The 21,983-nt window shown below is 54.0% G+C and carries 19 protein-coding genes and 5 pseudogenes; 10 read left to right on the top strand and 14 right to left on the bottom strand.

Annotated elements, in window-relative coordinates; genetic code table 11:
• Positions 1-437: 437 nt before the first annotated feature.
• Positions 438-614, top strand: a pseudogene (locus tag RBB80_RS00955) (DUF4386 family protein); the annotation flags it as partial.
• Between the two features lie 93 nt (positions 615-707).
• Here the strand turns inward: RBB80_RS00955 and RBB80_RS00960 are convergent.
• Positions 708-1,115: a DNA polymerase gene (locus RBB80_RS00960; protein ID WP_433970040.1), complete on the bottom strand. Its 408-nt coding sequence runs from the start codon at positions 1,113-1,115 to the stop codon at positions 708-710.
• A gap of 622 nt (positions 1,116-1,737) precedes the next feature.
• On the opposite strand from RBB80_RS00960, the gene RBB80_RS00965 reads away from it, so the two are divergent.
• Entirely contained in the window at positions 1,738-1,950 is a 213-nt protein-coding gene (locus RBB80_RS00965) for a hypothetical protein (RefSeq protein WP_433966502.1), read from the top strand.
• Positions 1,951-1,962: 12 nt separating this feature from the next.
• Here RBB80_RS00965 and RBB80_RS00970 read toward each other — a convergent pair.
• A protein-coding gene (locus RBB80_RS00970) for an IS3 family transposase (RefSeq protein WP_433963841.1) occupies positions 1,963-3,073 on the bottom strand; the annotation gives its coding sequence in 2 pieces (ribosomal slippage) (positions 1,963-2,821 and positions 2,820-3,073; 1,113 coding nt in all).
• On the opposite strand from RBB80_RS00970, the gene RBB80_RS00975 reads away from it, so the two are divergent.
• On the top strand, positions 3,054-4,055 hold the full coding sequence (locus RBB80_RS00975) for an outer membrane beta-barrel protein (RefSeq protein WP_433966503.1): 1,002 nt from the start codon (positions 3,054-3,056) through the stop codon (positions 4,053-4,055). The two genes, RBB80_RS00970 and RBB80_RS00975, sit on opposite strands and share 20 nt — an antisense overlap.
• Positions 4,056-4,378: 323 nt before the next feature.
• On the top strand, positions 4,379-5,524 hold the full coding sequence (locus RBB80_RS00980; protein ID WP_433966504.1) for an aspartyl protease family protein: 1,146 nt from the start codon (positions 4,379-4,381) through the stop codon (positions 5,522-5,524).
• A gap of 260 nt (positions 5,525-5,784) precedes the next feature.
• Here the strand turns inward: RBB80_RS00980 and RBB80_RS00985 are convergent, their stop codons facing one another.
• Positions 5,785-5,988 carry a hypothetical protein gene (locus RBB80_RS00985; RefSeq protein WP_433966505.1) on the bottom strand — a complete coding sequence of 68 codons (204 nt, stop codon included), beginning with the start codon at positions 5,986-5,988 and terminating at the stop codon, positions 5,785-5,787.
• Positions 5,989-6,150: 162 nt separating this feature from the next.
• Here RBB80_RS00985 and RBB80_RS00990 point away from each other — a divergent pair, with 162 nt between their 5' ends.
• Positions 6,151-7,308, top strand: coding sequence for a hypothetical protein (locus RBB80_RS00990; protein ID WP_433966506.1), 1,158 nt, complete (start codon positions 6,151-6,153; stop codon positions 7,306-7,308).
• A 36-nt stretch (positions 7,309-7,344) separates the two neighbouring features.
• A pseudogene (locus RBB80_RS00995) lies at positions 7,345-7,578 on the top strand (hypothetical protein); the annotation flags it as partial.
• A 258-nt stretch (positions 7,579-7,836) separates the two neighbouring features.
• Here the strand turns inward: RBB80_RS00995 and RBB80_RS01000 are convergent.
• From RBB80_RS01000 to RBB80_RS01015, 4 genes and pseudogenes are all read right to left on the bottom strand, one after another.
• Positions 7,837-8,503: pseudogene (locus tag RBB80_RS01000) on the bottom strand (IS6 family transposase).
• A 1,344-nt stretch (positions 8,504-9,847) separates the two neighbouring features.
• Positions 9,848-9,934, bottom strand: coding sequence for a hypothetical protein (locus RBB80_RS01005; protein WP_433970041.1), 87 nt, complete (start codon positions 9,932-9,934; stop codon positions 9,848-9,850).
• A 5-nt stretch (positions 9,935-9,939) separates the two neighbouring features.
• Entirely contained in the window at positions 9,940-10,257 is a 318-nt protein-coding gene (locus RBB80_RS01010; protein ID WP_433966507.1) for a helix-turn-helix domain-containing protein, read from the bottom strand.
• Positions 10,258-10,415: 158 nt separating this feature from the next.
• A complete protein-coding gene (locus RBB80_RS01015; RefSeq protein WP_433966508.1) occupies positions 10,416-10,661 on the bottom strand; it encodes a type II toxin-antitoxin system RelE/ParE family toxin in 246 nt (81 codons plus the stop codon).
• A gap of 137 nt (positions 10,662-10,798) precedes the next feature.
• Between RBB80_RS01015 and RBB80_RS01020 the strand changes: the two genes are divergently transcribed.
• The 3 genes and pseudogenes from RBB80_RS01020 (at position 10,799) to RBB80_RS01030 (ending at position 13,153) form a co-directional block, all read left to right on the top strand.
• Positions 10,799-11,029: a hypothetical protein gene (locus tag RBB80_RS01020; protein ID WP_433966509.1), complete on the top strand. Its 231-nt coding sequence runs from the start codon at positions 10,799-10,801 to the stop codon at positions 11,027-11,029.
• 1,264 nt (positions 11,030-12,293) lie between these two features.
• Positions 12,294-12,638, top strand: a pseudogene (locus RBB80_RS01025) (NUDIX domain-containing protein); the annotation flags it as partial.
• 131 nt (positions 12,639-12,769) lie between these two features.
• Positions 12,770-13,153, top strand: a complete 384-nt coding sequence (locus tag RBB80_RS01030) for a hypothetical protein (RefSeq protein ID WP_433966510.1) — start codon at positions 12,770-12,772, stop codon at positions 13,151-13,153.
• Positions 13,154-13,298: 145 nt separating this feature from the next.
• On the opposite strand, the gene RBB80_RS01035 is transcribed toward RBB80_RS01030, so the two are convergent.
• Together RBB80_RS01035 and RBB80_RS01040 are read right to left on the bottom strand one after the other, a co-directional pair.
• Positions 13,299-13,439: a DDE-type integrase/transposase/recombinase gene (locus RBB80_RS01035; RefSeq protein WP_433966511.1), complete on the bottom strand. Its 141-nt coding sequence runs from the start codon at positions 13,437-13,439 to the stop codon at positions 13,299-13,301.
• 51 nt (positions 13,440-13,490) lie between these two features.
• Positions 13,491-13,661 carry a hypothetical protein gene (locus tag RBB80_RS01040; RefSeq protein ID WP_433966512.1) on the bottom strand — a complete coding sequence of 57 codons (171 nt, stop codon included), beginning with the start codon at positions 13,659-13,661 and terminating at the stop codon, positions 13,491-13,493.
• Between the two features lie 637 nt (positions 13,662-14,298).
• On the opposite strand from RBB80_RS01040, the pseudogene RBB80_RS01045 reads away from it, so the two are divergent.
• A pseudogene (locus RBB80_RS01045) lies at positions 14,299-14,997 on the top strand (IS6 family transposase).
• A gap of 193 nt (positions 14,998-15,190) precedes the next feature.
• On the opposite strand, the gene RBB80_RS01050 reads toward RBB80_RS01045, so the two are convergent.
• The 5 genes from RBB80_RS01050 to RBB80_RS01070 all read right to left on the bottom strand — a co-directional run bounded on the left by RBB80_RS01050 (position 15,191) and on the right by RBB80_RS01070 (position 21,978).
• Positions 15,191-15,754, bottom strand: coding sequence for an ATP-binding protein (locus RBB80_RS01050; RefSeq protein WP_433966513.1), 564 nt, complete (start codon positions 15,752-15,754; stop codon positions 15,191-15,193).
• A gap of 523 nt (positions 15,755-16,277) precedes the next feature.
• Positions 16,278-16,769: a hypothetical protein gene (locus RBB80_RS01055; protein ID WP_433966514.1), complete on the bottom strand. Its 492-nt coding sequence runs from the start codon at positions 16,767-16,769 to the stop codon at positions 16,278-16,280.
• Positions 16,770-17,698: 929 nt separating this feature from the next.
• Positions 17,699-17,917, bottom strand: a complete 219-nt coding sequence (locus tag RBB80_RS01060; RefSeq protein ID WP_433966515.1) for a hypothetical protein — start codon at positions 17,915-17,917, stop codon at positions 17,699-17,701.
• Between the two features lie 369 nt (positions 17,918-18,286).
• Positions 18,287-18,916, bottom strand: a complete 630-nt coding sequence (locus tag RBB80_RS01065) for a response regulator transcription factor (protein WP_433966516.1) — start codon at positions 18,914-18,916, stop codon at positions 18,287-18,289.
• Positions 18,913-21,978, bottom strand: coding sequence for a two-component regulator propeller domain-containing protein (locus RBB80_RS01070; protein ID WP_433966517.1), 3,066 nt, complete (start codon positions 21,976-21,978; stop codon positions 18,913-18,915). Before RBB80_RS01070 ends, RBB80_RS01065 begins: the two co-directional genes overlap by 4 nt.
• Positions 21,979-21,983 lie beyond the last annotated feature (5 nt).

Below are 21,983 nucleotides of genomic sequence, written 5' to 3' on the forward strand. Positions count from 1 at the left end.
CGCCCTCAGCTTCAGCGGCACACTAGAGGAAGTGGACGGCGAAATGGCGAGGAATCTCGGGGGCGTACGTCGAGGAAAATCTGCGGCTCCAACACACGTTGCAGGAGGCGAAGGCAGAGATGGACGCCGCGGCGACGACCGCACGTGAGCGGGCCAGCGGGAAAGCAGGTCAGGCCGCAAAGAAAACGGAATTGCAGGGTGGTGGACAACAAACCGATTCGACAGGGACCGAAGCCCCGGCGGATCAGGAAAATTCCCCGTTACTTCCGGCTTGCCGACGATCCGGAACTTACCAGCACAGTAGGAATCGAATCAGAGCTCTTGTGAGGTCAGCCCTTCAACTCAGGATGTTCTGAGATGCTTAGAGTATTTCCGTCTGGGTCTTTGAACCAGGCGACCTTAGCGCCCGTAGGTGATGTCCAGATGCCCAACTCATCTTGATCCATACCCCCATAGCGTTTATAGGTGACATCATCATTGCCTGGGCGCTGTATGTCCTGCTCGCACCAGTCAACAGAGCGCTGTCGTTACTTACCGTGTGGTTCCAGTTGGTGTACGCCGGCGTCGCTCTCTGCGCTGTCTTTGGCTTGCTGGATGTTTATCATCTCCTTGCCACACCGTATTGGTACACGCGGCAAGGCTTAGGTGTTTTCGCCCGGCTGATGATTTTGGCAATGACTGCGGCCATCAGCAGCATGATCGCGGTGCTAGCGACCAACACGGCTACGAAGGCGATGTCGAAGCCCACATTCAACAGCGAGTATGACGGTGAGTCGCAGGATCTCGGCACATGCCGCTTGCTGGGGGAAGTTCCATACGGTGTTCCTTCGCGTGTTCCGGTCCACCGCCATTTTCCAGCCAAACGCTGTAGAGATATAGCCTTCCTGGTAGGCCCGCTCCACCTGCGACTCAGCCCACGCCCAGTATGTGGCATACGTCCTCCTATGGCTTGCGATCATCCGATCGGTCTGCCACTGCGGTAGACCTAAGTTAGTGGCAAGGGTCGCCGCTCCGATCCCATACTTGATCGCCAGATCGGCCACCTTGTAGAGGCCCCGAATACGCTCGACCTCTTCGACGTATGGGTCGGCAACAGTTCGACATCGTTCCACCATGACATCACACGATTAGAAAGAGGCATGGACGGCCTTAGGTTCCCCTCGTACAGGGAGCCTAACCAATACACACAACTTCTTTACGATTTAGTTACGGCTTCCTCACGAAATCATTGCTATCTTCTCGGTGGCCTGCGATGAGATAAACGCCTTTCGCAAGAGCCATGAGAAAACGGAGAAGTAAAGTGAAAACAATAACTAAGTCACGCATTCAGTGGCCATCGCTGCTGGGTTTGGCGCTAATCGGCCTGCGTCTTGGAGTGGGAGATCTAAAAGCCCAGACCACTGTGCCCAACTTGCAAATGGCAGTGGAAGATACTCAGACACCGACGGCTCAGGACCAAAAGATCCAGCAGTTGCAGAACAAACTGGAGGAGATTGAAAAGGAGCTCATAGAGCTGAAGCAAGCCAATTCAGCCCAGCCGGAAACCCATCACACTACGACGGCAAAGGCCTCAGTTCCCCCGCCAGTCTTAGCGAAGCGGAGCCAGAGGTCACCGATCCCTCCAGTCCGCACTCGGAGCCGTTCGCCTTTGCTGACTTCACCTGGCTCAACGGCAACGCACGCACCAAGGATACTCCGTATGCGACCAAATTCTTTACACCCGAGATTCGCTCGGATGTGAGCTATACCTACGACTTCCGCCACCCAAAGGACGACACCATCGTCGGATCGAGCGAAGTGTTTCGGTCGAGCGAGGTTACACTGACGGACCTTGGAATCGGCGGCGACTTCCACATAAACAATGTGCGTGCCCGCGTTTTGAGCCAGATTGGTCTTTACTCCACGGCCACGCTGAAGGGCCTAATTTTCCTGTACCAAGGTCAGAGTTAGTCTTCGACCTGTTTAGGTTCCAGCCAGATCGCGGCTAGCCGCGATCTGGCTGGCGAACTCGCTCGGCGTCCTGTCATCGAGAGCTGCGTGAGGACGACTCTCATTATATTCCTGCCGCCATGCTTCGATCAGGTGTCTTGCCTCCTTCAAATCGAGGAACCAGTGGATATTCAGACATTCACTTCGCAGGGTTCCGTTGAAGCTTTCAACGAAGGCGTTGTCTGTTGGCTTGCCTGGTCTGGAGAAGTCGATCTTAGCGCTGTTGCGATAAGCCCATAGATCCATCGCCTGACTGGTGAACTCGCTGCCGTTGTCACAGAACAGCACCTTCGGCACGCCACGGTCTAGCTTCAACTGGTTCAGTGTCCGCACAACATCGTCTCCTTTCAGGCTCTGTCCTACTTGAATCGCTACAGCTTCTCTCGTATGCACATCCACGATCGTCAAGGCGCGGAACCGCGTTCCATCCTGCAGCTGATCCATCACGAAGTCCATACTCCAGGCTTCGTTCGGAGCCGTAGGCTTGATCCGATCCTCACGAGTTCGAGATGCCTTCCGCTTCCCGGCAGGCTTCATCCTCTTCAGCGTCAGTCCTTCTTCCTTGTACAGCCGGTACACCAAGTACTTGCCCACATCCCAGCCTTCGCGGTTCAACAGCACGCGGATCTTGCGGTATCCATAACGCACTCTTGCCTGAGCGATCTCGCGGATCCTCATCCGCAGTTCAGTCCGTGGATCGAGACAGCTTCGGTAGCGGTAGGTCGCTCGAGGGACGCGTAGAACACGACAGGCATGCCGTTCGCTTACCAGGTAGCTTCCAACCAGCCGCTCCACCATCGGCCCACGCCGCGAAGGCTTCACCATTTTTTGAGAGCACATCCTGCAGCATCGTCTTGTCCAGCGTTAGCTCTGCAACAAGCTGCTTCAAACGCAGGTTCTCTTCTTGTAACTGAGCCATCTTGCGAACTTCGTCCACCTCTAGGCCAGCGTACTTCGCCTTCCACCGGTAGTACGTCTGCTCGCTAATCCCCGCCTTGCGGATCACCTCCGCGACAGGAACGCCTACTTGCGCCTGCTTCAGCACACCAATCATCTGCTCTACCGTGAACCGTCTCTTCCTCATCCAAATCCTCCTCAGCCATAGGGTTAGATTTGGTCGAAGACTAACATTTCTCCTGGCTCAAAATTACCGGGGCCCATCAACGCCGCGCAATGATGCCAGCCCCGCGCGCGGGCAGTGGGACCTTGCCGACGCCTATCGTTATATAAGTGAGGCCAACGCCGGCTACCACTTCAACGTACAGCACGGCCTCAACGTGGATGCCGGCATCTTCCTCTCCTACGTCGGCCTGTTCTCGTTTTACCAGTTCGACAACTGGGCCTATCAGCCGTCCTACGTCTCCTCGAACACACCGTGGTTCTTCAACGGCGTGCGCGTGCAGTGGTATCCCACGGCCAAGTTGAAGATCGAGCCATGGTTCATCAACGGATGGCAGTCCTACGGCCGGTTCAACGGCCGGCCTGGACTCGGCGGACAGATCCTGTATCGGCCCAACGGCAAGTGGGAGTTTATCGGCAACCAGTACGGTTTTGGCGAGGATGCCTTGGGCCTGCCCAGCCGCACCCGCTTGCACACCGACGACAGCATCGAGTACAAGTACTACGACCGCCCCGATGCAGTCATCAGCAAAGCTGCGATGACCCTCACCGGAGACGCCGGATGCGAGAGCGGCGGCGGAGTCAGCTGCCATGGCAATACCAACGAAGGCCCGAAACAGAGCTTCCTCGGCTTTATGCTTTACAACCGTCTCTGGTTCGATCGTGATCGTTTCGGTCTGACCCTTGGTGGTGGACGCATCAACAACCCCGGCCGCTACCTGGTGCTGCTGCCGCCGATCAACGGTGCGACGGCTGCTTCTGGCACGCCATACTTCACCGAGAATCCGGGTGATCCGTTCAAGGCGTGGGACGCTTCGGTCACCGCCGACTACATGCCGAGCCAGTACTTCACCTACCGCCTTGAGTACAACCATCGTGCGGCGAACGTCCCCTACTTCGCCGGTCCCGGGGCGTTACTCCGCCAGGAGGCAACACCGGCGCTCTAGGCTCTGTTGTCTCAGGCTGGAGTCCCGACCTTCGCAACAGCGAGAACCGGATAACCGGCGCCTTCCTCGTGAAGTTCTAAATCGGATGGCTGGCAGCAGCGCACGCTGTTGCCAGCCACAGTCCCTTCCGATAGGCCCAATTTCGAAGTGTTTGCCGGGCATCCGAGAATGCTTAGGCCGCGTGTATGTTCACTCACTGCTGCAGTGTGGTTCTTATCCGCAACTTTGGCAGCTTGAATAAGAGTCCCTCCACTCTCAGGTCAATTCTCATGACGCCAATACGCACATGCCCACTGGAATCTGCCTCACGAGTCCTCAAAGGGATGCTGTTGGTCATAGCTGTCGTTATTTTGAGCGGAACCTTGATCAAATCCTCGAACGCACAATCGCGCAATGTTGACGGGGCCTTGCTGGTAGAAGTCCAAATAGATAGAGCGCCGGCTGTTCTGCTGCTCGATACAGGTGCAGAGCGCTCACTCCTTGATCGGGAGTTCGCACAGCGACTCGGACTTCGCCCAGTTGGATTTGCGAATATTCAGAAACCCTATTCGTCGGATCAAAGTGAGCTCGTGCTTATCCCCAACTTAGACATTCAATCTGTTCGCATCAAAGACATGACAATGTTGACGGATGATTTGGCTGCAAGCTCCGAAGCGTTGGGAGTGCATATCGACGGAATCTTAGGAAATGACATTCTTGGCAAATTTGCGGTAACCCTCGACTATTCCACGGGGTCTGTCACGTTCGGCCCAATATCCGCTGTACATCACGGCGTTCCCATCAAACTGCGTAGAATCGGTGACCGATATTTCGCTAACTTGAAATTTGGTGGGGTTCCGTTGTCGTTTCTGCTTGACACCGGCACGAACTTCAGCAGCTTGTCGCAGGGAGGATGGTCAAAGCTGAATCAAGACAAGCGGCCGCTGCCGGCCATTGATGGTGTTCGTTCATCGGGAACGTCAGCGACTTCTAAATTGGTGTGCTTCCCTCGGATGCTGATTGGACGTGCTTTTTATGAAAACCTGCCAATGAGAGTACTACCACCGACGTCTGCTGGGATTCTTTCAAATCCCGACATCAGCGGCCTATTGGGCAGTGATTTCCTAATGCGATTTGTCGTTTTACTCGATTTTGCGAATGACTCTCTGTATCTGAGTCCTGATCCTAACTTCAAGCCTGATCAAGATCGCTTCTCTACCATCGGTATTCAGTTTGTGAAAGACCCTACCGGGTTCTTTACTGTTATGGCGGTCTGGAGTCCGACTCCTGCGTCGGAGGCAAATTTCAATGTAGGCGATCAGATCCTTTCCGCTAATGGACTAAGCACGATCGAAATGCCTCAGGAAGATCTGTCGAGCCAACTGCATGGAAAACCGGGTCGTGAGATTCAGGTGGACATCAGTTCGCACGGAAGCCAACGTACTGTTCGTTTGGCAATAAGAAATCTTCTTTGCCAAGAACGGCCTTAAGGTGACAGACGCGAGGGATTGACGTTTTCGCTATACATAAGCTGCGTTACCGGTCTTTAAGCTATTTATTTTCTGTTAGATAAAAGTGAATTGGAGAGCAATCATTCAAGTGGCAAGATTGGGTTGCACCACGCGGCAGGATTTCATCGTACCGGTGACAGGAAAATAGTGCATCGGAAATGCCGGCAGTGGCAGCACGTTGCATTCAGTGGCAGCATTCCATTGCAACCCAGCACCGATCAACCTCTCCAGTCCGGCCCCTATATCGACATCCTCTTGTGGACGCTAATCGCAACACTTTCTGGTATCCGGAGAGAACAGTATCCGCGCTTGTTCCTCAGCTCCGGGCAGTCAACCTTCAGCACGCCGGACTCGGCGGCGAAGATCTTCCTTACGAGCTTTACGCTCATTCCCCAAAGTTCAGTCAACTCTGTGGCTTTGTAATGTCTTTCAAGCGCCCGCACTCCACTTACCCCTTGAATTGCCTCTTCTATACAAGGCGAATGAGAGCACGACAGCGGAGTGACAGCTGCTTCATAATCCCTATGTGAAAAAGACATTTTCTGAGACGATGATTGGATGCCCAGCACTATGTGGGGTTTCGATTTTCGCTGAGGACTCGATAGATGACTCCCACAGGCAAGAAAATTGTCGGACTGATTGCTGTCATAGTCGTCCTGATCGTCGTCGCCGTTACATGGCATTTCACCCATCTGCCGAAGGATCCCCTCGTCACCACCACCACCGGCAATGGAAATCACATCACTACCCAGAGCGTGGGCGACTTCGATCAGTTTCAACAGGATCTGGCTGACCGAGTGTTAAAACAGTACGGCGGCGGTAAAGATTTCAGCGTGATCGTGGCGACGACTGCATATCCATTGGGCACTCTGCTCCGTTCGGCCGGTTCTGTCCCAGCGGACCTCGAAGATTGCGTCCCCACTCCACTTCCGAAGCCGCTCGCTGCGCAGCACCTATTCCCTTCCTACACGATGTCTAGCGACACCGCTCTCGCCGCGAACCTCGGGTCTGGCGCCCTTCAGGGACTTGATAGCGCTGGAGTAAATCTGAAGCAATCGCAAAACGTCCAGTACACGATCGCAGACGCGCAGATTCAGATTATGGACGACAAGTCGGTGGAACAGGTCACCGGCCAAGGAAATTGCGGGAAATACTTCACAGGCCACCCGGGTATGCGGTTGATCCGCGGAACGGTACTCGGCAAGATGACTTTTACCGTGAAGGTAGACAATCCTGCAACGGTCAAGGCTCAGCTGGCAAAAATCGGCGGGTTCAGCATCAGCGACAATCCAGGATCATCTACGGTGAGCGTCGCTGACAATGAGAGCCAACCGATCGTGGAGCTGCTTTCCGAGTTTGGCGATGGGTCGACTGCCTCCATTGCGCATCCGACTCCGAAGCCTGTGGAAGCATTGGTCGTTCCTGACCGTTCTCCAGCTTCGGTCGCGCCCAAGCCGCACATGTACGTCCAGATGGACGTCCAGGACAGCCCAGCCTCGGGCGCGAAGGTCGTTGAACTCCTCCGTTCCGGCTGGCCCTCTGCTAACGTCGAGTCCAAGGTGCAGAAAATCCCAACTCAGAAGATGCCTGACACAGCGCAGGTCAGATACTTCAATGAGTCGGATCTAGCAATAGCGAATCGATGCGCAGAGATTTTGCGGAAGGCCTATCCGAATGCGCATGTGGTGAGAGTCGGCTTGCCTTCGCCGAAGGGACAGCTTGAAGTTTGGCTGCCGAAAGTAAAACCCGCTGACCGACAATGATCCCCCTTTGAATACCTTGAGGTCCAAGGTCTCAGCGAATCGAGTCTCGGTAACGATGTTAGAGCAGTTGCGCAATCGAACGAGATCGAAGTTCAATTCGACAAGCAACCGGATGAGAACCGTTTTGTAAGGTCGGATCAGGCGAGCTTCATCAGCTACGGCATTCCTGCGCTCGCGTTCAAATTTGGCTGGGCCCCGGATTCTCCCCAGCAGAAGACCTTCAACGATTTCGTGAAGAACTTCCGAGAGTTTCTTCGCACATCAGGGTAACTGAGAGGCCTGAAGGTCTTGGCGCCGATGTGTCTAAAAACCTGGTTTCGGGAGGTTGCGCCCATTATCGGAATGGACTCCGCCCGAGTGCCCACAACGGGGAACGCGCTTCCATCTATTGCGGTGGCGCGGTAAAGGTATTTCCCACAAACCGGATTCGTTGCAATTGAAGGCGTTGAAATGGCGCTGAGAGGGCATTGTCAACTTAAGACGTTGAGGGACATTCTGAGCTGGGAACGCTGCGGGTCTTGCGCTCGCTTAGGCCGCGGTCACTTGCCGCCAGCCCGCGAATGACCGCGATCGCAGGAGCCGGTGATTGCTAGACCTCAATAAGTGTCGGCCTACACGGAACAGATTTCGGACGGCATCATGGAGGGAGAGAAAACGTTGTGCGTGCCTGGCCGATTTGAATCGGCGCATTTGCCGTTCCCGTTGGCGCGTCGGCTGATGGGAGCCTGTGAGTCACGTTGCGGAAGATGCTTCGCATGGCAGCGGAGTAGCTTCTCAATTTATCGGTAATGATCTGGAGTGGTTCCGAACCCTGGCCACGCAAGAGTTTTCGAAAGAATCGCTCTGCAGCGCGCTGATCACGATGCGGCTGGACCAGAATGTCGATCACGTCGCCGTCCTGATCCACGGCACGCCACAAATACCGCTGCTGGCCGTTGATTCGAATGAAGACTTCATCCAAATGCCAGTGGTCGCCCAGCCGTCCCTCTCGCCGCTTCAATCGCCGAGCATAGTCGAGACCGAACTTCTCACACCACTGCCGGATCGTTTCATAGGATACGATGATGCCGCGCTCGGCGAGAAGATCTTCGACATCCCGGAAACTCAGGCAGAAGCGATGATAAGCCCACACCGCATAGCTGATGATCTGGGAAGGGAAACCATAGCCGGAGTAACGAAAGCAATCACTCTTCATGCCACCAGTGTTTCAGGTTTCGTGCGCAAGTTGACGATGCCCGACCAGTTGTTGTTGTTTTGATTGGGCTCGAGTCGTGTTTCGACCGAATGGTACAGGCCGCTTGTCCCTTGAAAGATGGGCCGTCAGTGACCATCTTGTCGGACGATCACACATCAGCAGTCTGGACAAGTTAGCGCTCCTTGGTGGAGATCCTCTGCGACTTTCGCGAGCTTTGCCTGGTGCGACCGATGAGGACCATCTCCGCACTTTCGTTGCAGAAGCGATGCTCCGTGGCGGCGCCAATACTGACACTCCATTTCTCCTCCTATTCTGATCACATATGGTTGACGCGACCTACTGAAACATAAACACGGAGACAGGAGCTTTATTCCAGGCGGTGAACCGGTTTGTCCCGATAAGAAATGGCGGCGTGGTAGCCAGAAGGCGTTGTCAACTCAATACGCTAATGACGCTATGTCGGAAGATCGACATAGCAGGAGACAGGAGTTACACCGATACAAACACTGCGCTGGTCCAGGTTTTCGTTCTAGTCTGACAGGCGGCCCTCCCCAACCAAGCAAGGCTTCGAGCGTCTGCAGGAGTCTCCTTCGACAGATTCAAAGCCTCGTTTATTAGTTTAAGTGGCAAGGTCAGGCTGAGCTCTGCGAAAGTAGGTATGCCTCAAGAGTTTTTGGACCTGGCGCGATGCGCCGATGACCGGCCTATCGTGAGAAGACATAAAGTGCAAGCGCAACCACTCTCGTGGTTGTTGATCGGCGAACTATCGCGAATAGTTTGTCGAAGAAAGAAGGCTGTTTGTGACGGACCCGGAGAGAACGGAGTCCGATTGATCCGTGATGTCGGAGTGCGGCGAGTGGGGTGAGCTCGCTGGTGGGCATGACGATGTCATCTCGCGACGTAGAAGCGCATTAATTATTTCGGGACCGATATAGTGAATCATGCTCTTCCTGCTTATGCTCAAGATGGGTGCCGCAGTGCCGAAGCACAATCTGCTCATCTATTGAACAAAACACGAAGCTGCTCAATTTATTCCTGGTCCGCCCGGTAGAAGGGCTATTCGAAGTCTCTGTCTCCAAAAAATAGACAAAGCACTGATGCAAATACCTTGCAGTTAGTTTTCGCAGCGCGCTGCACACGTACCGATCGCGTGCGCCGCTCCTCTGGTGAGGGAAATTTAGCTGCCCGCATTCAGAACCATCGTCGGGAGGCGATGCACTCCTTGTTGCCATAACGTTTGTCGTCTTGTGTTGCCAGAACATTCTTCTCAGAACTTCTCCCTAACGACGTCGATTACCCGTTGAGACCCTTTCAACAATTCCTTAGCGCGTTCGATTCGCGCGGCTAGTACAAACTGAGGGGCGACTGTCCCGTTGCTGTACGAAACATCTGGGAAAAGTAGCCCGTGCTTAGACCCGCCGCCGCCGCCAGCTCCGCTAGGCGATGACCTCAAGGCCCTTCTTCTCAACCAGGGTGAGTAGCTTGAGAGATGTTCCCTGCGGATGCTTCTCGCCGCGCTCCCATTTGCTCACCAGGCTCGGCGTCACGTTCAGGTAGGCCGCGAAGACAGTCTGGCTTGCTTTCTCGCGCGCGCGAAGGGCGCGAATCTTCTTCGGCGTCATCTCCTGAATGGGAGTGAGGCACAGCACATCGAACTTGCGCATCGTCTTCCGATCCATTCCGTCAACCTTGTACAGATCGGTCGCGGTTTCATGGATTGCCGCCATTACGTCGCTACGATATTTCTTTGGCATCTCAATCCTCCTTCGGCGGCTGTATCTCGAGAAGAGCTCCGTCCGCCACTCGCTTCGCCATCTCGGTATCGCTATAGCCCAACACAACGTCCGCCAGCTCTCGGAAGGCTTCCAAACTCATTCGCCTTGATATTGCCGAAATCCTTCTTCTCAAATCCTTACACGAAAACGGCTCGCCCTTGGAGACGATAGAGGATGGATCGTGACCCGCCCGACTTCCCTTCACCGGGCCGGGCGATACGTTGCTTGATCACGCCACCGCCCAGATCAGCATCGATTACACCCTCATTGACCAGACGTGCAGTTTCCCAAAGGTCCGCATCACTGATGCGTGCCTTGCGTGCAAACCGAGCAAACTGCTTGGTTTTGTATACCGACAACTTCTTCGGAGCAGCGGAGCGCACATGTTAACTGTAGCACCGAGTACCATAGTTTGCAACCCGCTTACGCAGGTGTGTCGCGCCCAAAATTCCATACGGGCGCAATTATCGAATGGGGAGGCCTTTTGCAGGAGGCTTTGGACTGTGTACAGAGGTCTTCGGTGTCGGAACTCAAGGAACTCGGACTAATCACTCCAGCTGACGCAGAAGAAATAATAATTGACGGATTTGATTTGAGAGATGGTTTGTTTGTACTTGTGGTTGATGCAGAGGCGGAGTTCCTCCAGTCACAAGGCTTCGCTGAGCAAGTCCAGCAGCGAAACATTCCGGGCGAACAAGCGGCGTGGCGCAAACCAATGAAGCAGGAAGAGAGTAGAAGGCTCGGTCACTAATGGAGACTGAACTGTTCACCTATGATTCAGGACGTTTGACGAACATCGCCAGCTCTGGCTGGCGTGCATGACACAATTTCGTTACAGCTTTTTTACGCCGTGAAGAGTCAGATAGACCTGTAGACGATGGTTCCGAATGCGCTTTTTTTCACCAGCCATCCTACAACCCTATCGTGCGGAGCTCGTCGCCGCTTCACACTACGGGCTAGTTCCTGGGCCGCGCCGCCCTCGGCGCCCACGTCGCTGAGGTTCCCTCTATCGCCGTCCGCCCCGAAGCACGCGGCCTCAAGGCAGGCGGTAAGCTACTCCCTACTTGAGGTACCTAAAAGAGGAAAGGCGAGAATTTTCATCCTCGCAGAAGAAGGAGCACAAATTGTGAGCCCAGAGTCCGCACAAGAATCTCCGAGTACACGGAGAGCTTTCCTGTGTTGCGATGAGCGCTCCGGAAGTCGCATCTAGCCTCAGTAGCTCGACTCCTCCCGCTCATCACAGCATGCGATCTGTGAATTGAGCGCGTGAGCTAGTGATCCTCCAACCCCGACTCGCCCCTCCCTAGACCGATGAGTCGTGCAGTCGTCCGATCGGCGCCTCGAGCGCTGGCTCGGTTGCGCTTGCGCGGACCAAAAGGGTGAACGATGAACGACAAGCTTTTTACTTTGGGTAAGACACGTCATCTGACTTGTGCCTGGGTATCTACAGGCGATGCAAAGACGCCACTCGCATGCGTGTGGGTTGACGCAGAGACTTCCCGCACGGCTTCCTCCACACAAACCGCTTCAAATGATGAATCTGGGGGGATGCGTCTATGCGCTTACGCTTAGAAACAGGAGAACTCCAACCGCGAGGGCTTCCCGGCTTACGTGGCCGACCGCCTCTCCGTGGTGAAGTGGCACAACTGGAAGATGCACCTCATCTGGAGATAAACATGTACGATCCGCCAGTGACGCATCCGGAACTGAAGGTCATCAAGCTGTACCACGATAGTAGGGACACTCGATATTCCCCAAGACGACGTGAATGGAATACAAATACCCAAGATACGTATTCTGCCGTCCAATGAATTGCGTGCGACGCCTGTTAGAGAAGCCGGTGCCAAAGCCGAGGTCGAAGTCAAAGCCAAACTCGCAGATATGTCTTTTTCGGTTCGGAGTGATCACGGATGCCAAAGCGCAGTGCAGGCCTTTTGATGTTTCGCACATTAAGTGATCAGTTGGAGGTTTTTCTGGTTCATCCGGGAGGACCGCTCTAGGCCAGGAAAGACAAGGGTGTGTGGACCATACCAAAAGGTGAATATGGGCAGAACGAGAATACGCTTGTCGCAGCGCGACGCGAATTCGAAGAGGAGACAGGCTTCCAGGCCACCGGCGAATTCGTCCATTTAGGCTCAATCAAACAGAAGAGCGGCAAGGTCGTGAACGTATGGGTATTTGAAGGTGACTGCGACCCGGACAAATTGACGAGCAATACGTGTGAGATCGAGTGGCCTCGTCGTTCCGGGCATTGTCTCGAAATTCCTGAAGTTGATCGTGGCCGCTGGTTTTCAATGAGTGAGGCAAGTGACTATATCCGAGAAGAACAACGTGAGCTTCTGCGACGGCTTTTGCAATGACTCAACTAGAGTTCAACGCCCTTTGGCAGGCGCCTTCAGGTGCCGACTCCGAACCTCTAGCGTGCAATGAAAACATGGTTCCGCTGTGAGTTCGTGTGCTGCGGTGTTACGCTTTCCCTATTGGAGGTTGGATGAGCATAACCGGAGCAGTATCTGAATTGGACAAAGAAATATCCGCTTTGAATAAAGAAATTAGCCGTCTGACGCAGATCCGTGAGTCTCTCTTAAAGAGCCCTGCTGGAGAAAGTCGATCCCCTGTAAGAACAACCGGTAAAACCCAGAAACGAAAGTACGTTCGTTCTGCCGTAACACCAGCAAAGACTTCCTCGCCTGCGAAGAAGTCCAACACCACGAAGAAGGCTGCGTCGGTTAAGGCGACAGCTCCGGTGAAGGCACCCTCTCCGGTGAAAGCGGCAGCTCCGGCCAAGAAGAGAGTGATATCCGCAGCAACCAGAAAGAAGATGTCTGACGCTGCCAAGGCGCGGGCAGCGGCTAAATCTGAATCTGCTAAGTAATTCAAGTGAGGTGAGAGAGCACCCTCACCTCAATTAATTGATAGATGCAGTCAGCCTTCTCAGATCACGACTAGTGCATGTCGCCGAGCATAGGAGCCCAGCTTATCGGTTGTGATCGAGTGCGGCGGCCAGTTACGCATCGTCTTCAGTGCCTTGCCCAAGAAGCGCTGTCCGCGCACGTGTTACGGCGGTCCAGCAGCATGAAGTCGATCAACCGGCCATGCTTGTCGACGGCGCGGAACAAGTACTTCCACTGTCCACCGACCTTGACATAGGTTTCGTCCACTCGCCAGGAGCTCGAGCGGTAGCCTTGATACCAGCGGATGCGCTTTTCGAGCTAAGGCGCGTAGCGCTGCACCCACCGGAAGATCGTCGAGGCGTCGACCTCAACTCCGCGCTCTTGCATCATCTCCGCGAGATCGCGATACGTGATGCCGTACTTGCAATCCCACCGCACGCATACCAGGATGATCTCGACCGGAAATCGGCGGCGCTTGAAGATGGACATCTGCTGGACTCCTCGACTCAGCTCTCACCATACACGGCCTTAGTTAATGCAACAGAGCCGTAAATGCCGGGACCAGCTTTCCTGCCAGATCGAAACAGTCCTCACCGACTACATCAAAGGATCTTTGCCACCCTGACAGTCCGACCTGGCCATCGAAGAACATCGGAAGTACCGTATCCAACTCTTGTACGAGGCAAGAGCCAGATACAAACGCGCGGAGCGGTCCAACGCTAAGGCCATTCAAACGATCAAAGAAACGCTTATCGGATGACGGCGAGGTACGGCTGTGATGCCGAAGATCTTCCAGAAAAACTTCGACATCACTGAGTTCGCCCTCCGAAGTGACTTCGATCTTAGCTTCCCAATTTCGCAAAACGTACCCGGTCAGAGCGTATGAATTTTGCATATGAAAGCACAAGGTCACGATAAAAGGCACTCCGTGTGTCCGGAGTTCTGAGTTTGTGTATTCCAGAATCTGATAATCGCAGGGCGTCATTTTCACTGTCCTGGTGAACGAACTGTCGAGATCTTGCCGCATCCTTTTGGACAAGTTCGATCAGGTTGTCGCGAATCGTTGCCACACTACGCCTTTGCCTGGCATTGTCAACTTGCGCACGAAACCTGAAACACTGGTGGCATGAAGAGTGATTGCTTTCGTTACTCCGGCTATGGTTTCCCTTCCCAGATCATCAGCTATGCGGTGTGGGCTTATCACCGCTTCTGCCTGAGTTTCCGGGATGTCGAAGATCTTCTCGCCGAGCGCGGCATCATCGTATCCTATGAAACGATCCGGCAGTGGTGTGAGAAGTTCGGTCTCGACTAGGCTCGGCGATTGAAGCGACGAGAGGGACGGCTGGGCGACCACTGGCATTTGGATGAAGTCTTCATTCGCATCAACGGCCAACAGTGGTATTTGTGGCGCGCCGTGGATCAGGACGGCGACGTGATCGATATTCTGGTCCAGCCGCATCGTGATCAGCGCGCCGCAGAGCGATTCTTTCGAAAACTCTTGCGTGGCCAGGGTTCGGAATCACTGCAGATCATTACCGACAAATTGAGAAGCTACTCCGCTGCCATGCGAAGCATCTTCCGCAACGTGACTCACAGGGTGGAGCGGTACGCCAACAATCGCGTCGAAGCCTCCCATCAGCCGACGCGCCAACGGGAACGGCAAATGCGCCGATTCAAATCTGCTAGGCACGCACAACGTTTTCTCTCCCTCCATGATGCCGTCCGAAATCTGTTCCGAGTGGGCCGACACTTATTGAGGTCTAGCAATCACCGGCTCCTGCGATCGCGGTCATTCGCGGTCTGGCGGGAAGTGACCGTGGCCTAAGCCAGCGCAAGACCCGCAGCGTTCCCAGCTCAGAATGTCCCTCAACCTCTTAAGTTGACAATGCCCGTTCGACCATGATTACTTTGTGCCCGTGTTCACTGTTTGAGGGTGACGTAACTATTCCGTCGAGCTTGTCGAGGCCAGGCTCTACTCCCCGAAAGGAACCGACGATCTTCTCATCGGAGAGTAGGAGCTACTGTGACAATTTGTTCTTCGTCAGATTCAGTGTGAATACCGTTGTCTCTCGATTCGATTCCTCGAGGCAAACGTTGCCACCGTGCTCTTCAGCTATTCGACGAGCCAGGGTGAGCCCAAGGCCTGTTCCGTTGGGTTTTCCTGCGGTCACGAACGGATCGAACAACGTCCTCCGGACAGAGGCAGGTATGCCGGGACCATTGTCCAAGATTGTGACGTAGATCCGTTCATCGACTTCCGCAAGGTGGACCTTTACCTCAGGCACGTGAGTTGAGCGTGCCGCAGCCTGGCAGGCATTGAGCAGCAAGTTATATATGGCACTTTCAAGATTCCTCGCATCGATGTCTGCTTCCGCCGGCGGGAACTTGCCGGCTGTGATGGACACGTTCCGCCCGTCTGGATGAAACTTCACTGCCGCAACGGCTTTCTCAACAACCAAGGAAACGCGCGCACGGACAAGCGGGTTTTTCCGTCCGCTACTACCGAATCGCAATAATGATTCAATACGCTCCGTCATCGCGAGCACTGCTTCTTGAATTTCGAGCAGCAGATCAGCCCGCACGCGCGCACATATATCGTGGCGCTCGAGGAACTCGGCGTTCGCATAGATCGCCGTGAGCGAGTGGCGCATATCGTGGGATATCGAGCATGCCATCCTGCCGATTGCCGACATCCTCTCTGCCTCTATCAGTTGGCGTGGTGCAGGCCGCTGCGGTTTGTTTCGCAGATCCAGACCAACGCCCTTATCAAACATGAGGATATTGCCGCGGCCTGAGATCTTTGGTTTCCTAAGGTGTGTTGTCACTGATCCCCCTGGTGATCTGGAGACATAGATCGAATGGCTGGCGCCTTTTGTCGCTACTACCATCCAACTCGGTTTTGCTCGTCCACGCAGGCGTAGTCATGACTGCTTTGAAATTGTTAGCTGCGTTGACTACCGGCGATCGCGCCATAAAGGCGGCCAGTTCAACAGGCAGATCGGTACAAAGTACAAGCTCATGCAATTCTTATCCGTGGCTGGGCCACCATAAAATTCGCAGGTCTTTGTACTCTATTCCTGGTGAATCTCCAAAACTAAGGGATACCTATGCGTCATAACAACCTGTCGATTCTGAGATAGGCGGAACAACGCTAAGACGATCAATCGCATGCTTGACAAGTCCTTTCACCTCAGATGGTGATACGCCGAGAAACTTCGCAACCTCTGCTTCAGACGAACGGATTATCAATCTCAGCATGAATGCCAGGCGGGGGTGATCGGGCAAACTGCCAAAGGACTCCGGCCTAAAAAATCGGTTCTCATTTTCCTCTCTGCGCGCATCCGACAGTACAGCAATCGCCTGGGTGATGAGAATGTCTCGAGCCTGACTGTAAGCGAGTGCTGGAGCGGAAGATTCAAATGCAGTCATATCGAGCTTCGCTATCGTGCGCGCGAGCGTATCTTCGACAAGCTTGCCATCTGCTACGAGATACCATGCCAGCGTCGCGAATTCATCCAGGTGCTCGAGCAGCAGGAAGCACCATGATGCGCTTCTGGGTGATGGGGTAAATGATACAGATGCGAATGAAGTTGCCATGGTTATCACTCCTAGCTTTTGTAATTCTGCAGCGCGTTTCAAAGGCCAAGAACCGTCACTGCTGATGAGGCTCTCATCCAGACCAACACCCTTATCAACGTGAGGATATTGCCGCGGTCTGAACTCTTTGTTTTCCTATGGTGTGTTCTCACAGTTCTCCCCTATGATCTGGAGACATAGATCGAAGGACTGGCGCCTGCGACTCCCATTGTGTGGCTCCCGGCTCGTACGGCATGCCACCGTTCGAGGCTAGGAAGGCCGCCGGCTCAATAGGCAGATCGGCTGCAAAGTAATCATGAAACTGCGTGGGGTCGAGATAAGTAAACCCGTCTCCCGTTGTCTTTATTGCGATAGATTTGCCGAGATCATTTGGGAAGCGCCTTGTACCAGCAGCGGTACGATGCTGCATAGCAGGGCTTATCAGAGGGCTGTCCGCGACCGAACCACTATCCTGTCGTAGCGCCTGATTTCGATTTGTGTGTATTTGTTCCTTGAGCCACGATGGCATGCTGAACGCGTATACGCCGATGCAAAACAGGTTCGAGGGAATAAAGCCAAGCTGTGACGTTCGCAATCCAATTACACAGACGATCAAGCTATTGGCTATTGCGACAAGGAGTCCGATCCAGGATTTTCGCGCGAGCAGGATTGTCGCTAGGATGGTGAGGAAACAAGAAAGATAATCAAAATGGAACATCGCAAAAACCGAACCTCCCATTGAAGCTTCCCCGATTCAGAGAATTAGTGATTCGTAACTCTCTGATCCGTCTTCCGTGCTCGATCCTGATGAAGTGACTATGAAGGAAGACTCGGATGATTGCATCCCGCGAAGGAAGGTATTTTCAACGCTAGTGATTGGTGCGCATCCGACACCACTATTGAGGGAGGATTTGATACCCCGAACGTGTGCACAACTATTGCGTTCAATCTCAATGAAGTGCGGAATCTTCCTGGGAATCATCGACGAGGTGAACGCGGCCCTCAGGAATAATGATTTCGCGACGACCGAAGAGCCGCGCATCAAGTGAAAAGGCGCCCGGGCCAAGCAAGACAAGCGCGGCGGATATCGCAGCCAGATTGAAGGCAGCTAACGCACTGATGTGGTGGTTGTTCGCTTTAGTCATCAAAAACGACGAAACGCCCGTCATGAGATAACCAACTGTTGCCGCGGCGTTTGCGGCAGGTGTAAGAAAGCCGACAGAAATCGCCGATCCAACAGCGATTGCAAGCGATCCAACTGCCCAAACGCTAATCGAGTGACTGTTGGGTCCATCGAGCGCGTCAATTCCGCAAATGATTGCATTGACTGCAACCGTAAGCCGCAGAAAGATGAGGCCGATGCCTGGCCAACCCTCCGGGAAGCTGGAAAAGAGTCTTTGCAGCGGATGCCTCCTCGGGGCACAAAACGTGCCAGCAAGAGACTAGCTTCTTTCGCCGCGAATTGGACCCCCAGATCGAGTGCTTTTCTGGGGCTACTCGCAGACTCTTCGTACTTTCTTTCTGGAGTATGGGTGGAGCTAGAGATGTATGATTCCGCGTCTAATGCCGATAGCGACGGCCTCGGTGCGATCGCTGGCACCGAGTTTCTCCATGATGTGCTTAATATGTCCCTTTACTGTTTCCTCAGAGATGAAAAGGAGCGCTGCGATGTCGCTGTTTCGATTTCCTCCGGCGACCTTCTGAAGGACCTCAACTTCTCGCTTGCTCAACGTTTCAGCCCCAAGATGCTCCATGAGCTGAACGGCGACCTCGATAGGGATGTGTTTATGCCCCGCATGCACCTTGCGGATCATATCTACGAGCTGTTTTCGGGGCATGCTTTTGAGCATGTAGCCTTGCGCTCCCGCCTCCAGAGCGCGCTGAATCTCGGCGTCTCCTTCAAACGTCGTAAGCATGATCACACGGGCATTCGCGAACTCTGTGCGAATGGCGAGCAATGCATCGATGCCCCCCATATCCGGCATCCGGACATCCATAAGTGTCACGTCCGGCCGATGTTCACGAAATCCCCGGATAGCATCGTGTCCAGTTGATGCCTCTGCAACCAATTGCATGTCGGGTTCGTTTCTGATGACGGTCGCAATGCCTTCCCTCATGAGAGGATGGTCGTCAACGCAGAAGACTCGAATCCTGGCGGGAGCGCTCATTTATGTACTCGCTTCCCTTTGTCATGCTTCGGCGTCTGGAGCCTCTCTCGGCTGAGCCAACGGAACCACCGCGATATAGGGTCATTCGGACCTTTTTCGAATGCGATCGAGCCAGGAACGGTCAGGTCAACTTCAGTTCCTGCGCCAATACGGCTCCGAAGTCTCAGAGTAGCGCCGATTCTTTTCGAGCGCTCTCGGATGCCGACGAGTCCCCAGTGCCCCTCAAGACCTGAATGCAGCACCTGTGAATCGATTCCACGGCCATCGTCGCGCACCAATACTCTAAGATGTCTGCTCGCATATTCTACTTCGACTTCGATACGGTTCGCATGCGCATGCATAAATGCATTCAATAGAGCCTCGCGGCCAATGCGGTAGACTTCATCGCGGATCAGCGGCCGCAAAGGACGCGTAACACTGTCAACGATAACGCGGTAGTCCGTTTTGCCGTCGAGGGGTAATTCCTGTCGCAGTCGCGAGAAGGCAGTCTCAAGGCTTTGGTTGCCCGATTCCGTTGTGCGGAGCCCACGGAGCACATTTCTACCTTCTTCAGTGACTGTACCCATCAATTGCAGAACCCGTTTCAAGAGAGGTTTGGCGGGAGAATCCTCTGGAAGTTGGTCTTCAGCTACATCAAGCTGGAGAGAGGCGCTCAGAACACCTTGCAGCAGCGTGTCATGCAATTCCTGCGCAATCCGCGTACGTTCGGCGAGCCGCTCCTGGAAACCAACATTCAATCGTTCCGTCAATTGATGAATGCGCAAGCGATAAATGGCGAGGATCGTCAGACAACACCCCGCAAGACAAGCCACTCGAAACCACCACGTTTGCCAGAACGCAGGTTCGATCACGAAAGGGACAGAAGTCTCCGGACCATTCCAAAGACCAACACTGTTGGAGGCAACAATGCGGAAGAGATATGTGCCAGGGCCCAGGTTTTTATAGACAACCTGCCTTGACGCAACGATATCGCTCCAACCTTGATCGGAACCATCGAGCTTATAGCGAAAACGGATGCGTTCTCGCGCAGCCAAGTTCGAATTGTCGTAATTCAAGGTAATGCTCTGAATTCCAGAGGGAATCTTGATGGGGTTCTGCACCTTAACCTGATTTCCGCCGGCGGACATAGATTCGATTCGCACTGCGACTGGAATCGAATTTCTGGAGATGACGATCGGATCGGCCATGGACAAACCCGACTTAAGTGAGATCCAGATGCGTCCTTCAGGATCAACAACTACGGTGCGGTCGCGACTCACGCCTTCCACCCCCTGGAGGCCGTCGTCGATTCCATAGCTTTGAACATCGGTATCAGAGAGCAATCCGCTCAAAAGTCCGTCCCTATTGACGCGAAGTACGTGATCTGAGGTGGTGAACCAGAGGGAACCCATCCCGTCTTCCGCAACTCCGAAGATCTGCTCCCGTAATGCCTCAGGCAGCCTCGCTAGAACTTTGATCTTTCCGGAGGATATGTACGCCAGACCGCCGGGAGTTACGACCCACACCACATGCTTTGTGTCTTCAAAGATTGTTCTTACTATTGACGATGGTAGGCCGTCGTTAGCTGTGTAAATCGTCCAGTGCCGATTTGCGAACGAAGCTAAGCCGTTGGGGGTAGCCAACCATGTTGTCCCATCGAAGCCTTCGACGATGGAATTGACAGTATTTGAGGGGAGTCCACTGGAGTCCGAATAATTGGTGAATTTCCCGCCATTCAATCTGCTTACACCAGCGCTCACAGTCCCAGCCCAGATCGTCCCATCGCGTTCACGGTGCACGGAATAAACGCTGTTCTGCGCCAGGCCATCCGCCTGTGTATAGGTGTGGGCCGTAAATGAATCGCCCTTTCCGGTCAGCACTGTGAGACCGCCGTGTTGCCGGCCGACGCAGACTTCACCGTCACCACCGCTAATGGAATACACAACATCGTGTTCCAGTCCATCGACTGTTATACGACCGACTTGCCCTCCCTTCATCCAGTAGAGGCCACCCGAGAGCGGCGCAAACCAGATCCGGCCCGTGGAGTCGGGGTAGACTGAGCCAATGCCGGTTGACGGAAGACCGTCAGAAGTCGAATAGGTTGTAAGCATTCCATTTCGCAGTCGCTCGACTCCTCGCGAACCGCCAAACCAAATATCTCCGTCGAGATCTTCATAGATTGCTGTTACTTCGAACCCAGGCTTTGGGTTGAGCAGGTCGAGCGAAACAGCGCCGGATGGAGTAATGCGCACGATGCCATGGTTTGTTCCAACCCAGATGTTTAGGTCACGATCTCTGGCCATCGCCAGAATTTGTAGTTGCTTCAGCGAAGAAGTCAAGTTAAGGGTGGCCAGTATGCCGCCCTCCCACAAATGAATGCCGTTGTCGGTTCCAATCCATAAGCCGCCTGTGTCTGCGGGCAGAAGGGCATTGATCTTCGAACCCTTGAGCTCCTGGGCAACTGAGGAAATGTGTCTCTGGCTCAGACGAAAGAGACCGTTATCTTGTGTGCCGAGCCAAATACTCTGGTCTCGCGTCGCAGCCAGTGAGATGACAATACCGGGATTTTGCTCTGCACTGACTATTGTCTCCAGGCGTCCTCCCTCATATCGGAATGTCCGGTCCCCGAGTCCGGAGAGAATGACGCGACCCTTTTCGTCGGAAGCGGTCGCTGTAAAGGTGATGTCCTGAAGATCGAATCGGGTGTATGGATCCTCAAATTTCCCGTCATGATAAAGAAGCATGCGGGGACCTTCGAGACGAATCCAGAGATTCCCACTGGCATCGGTAACGAAGCCGCGCACGGGACTAATCGGAGGCGAATCTGGAAGAGGTCGCTGAATCAGAATGAAATTGGACCCGTCGAATCGAACCAGACCTCTTTCGGTTCCAATCCACAAATAACCATCGGCCGATTGGCGAATGGCGTAAATCCTTCCTCCAATAAATCCTTTATCCTCGCCCCACTTGTCACGTACGTATTGTGAGATTCTCCGGGTAGGGTCTAATCCAAAAGCAGTATTCACAAGACATAAGAGCGCGATCCCTTTTATGAGTCCCTTGCGTAGCTGATGCCTCTGCATCACGT

The sequence above is a fragment of the Tunturiibacter gelidiferens genome (genome assembly GCF_051013345.1).
GTDB lineage: Bacteria > Acidobacteriota > Terriglobia > Terriglobales > Acidobacteriaceae > Edaphobacter > Edaphobacter gelidiferens_A.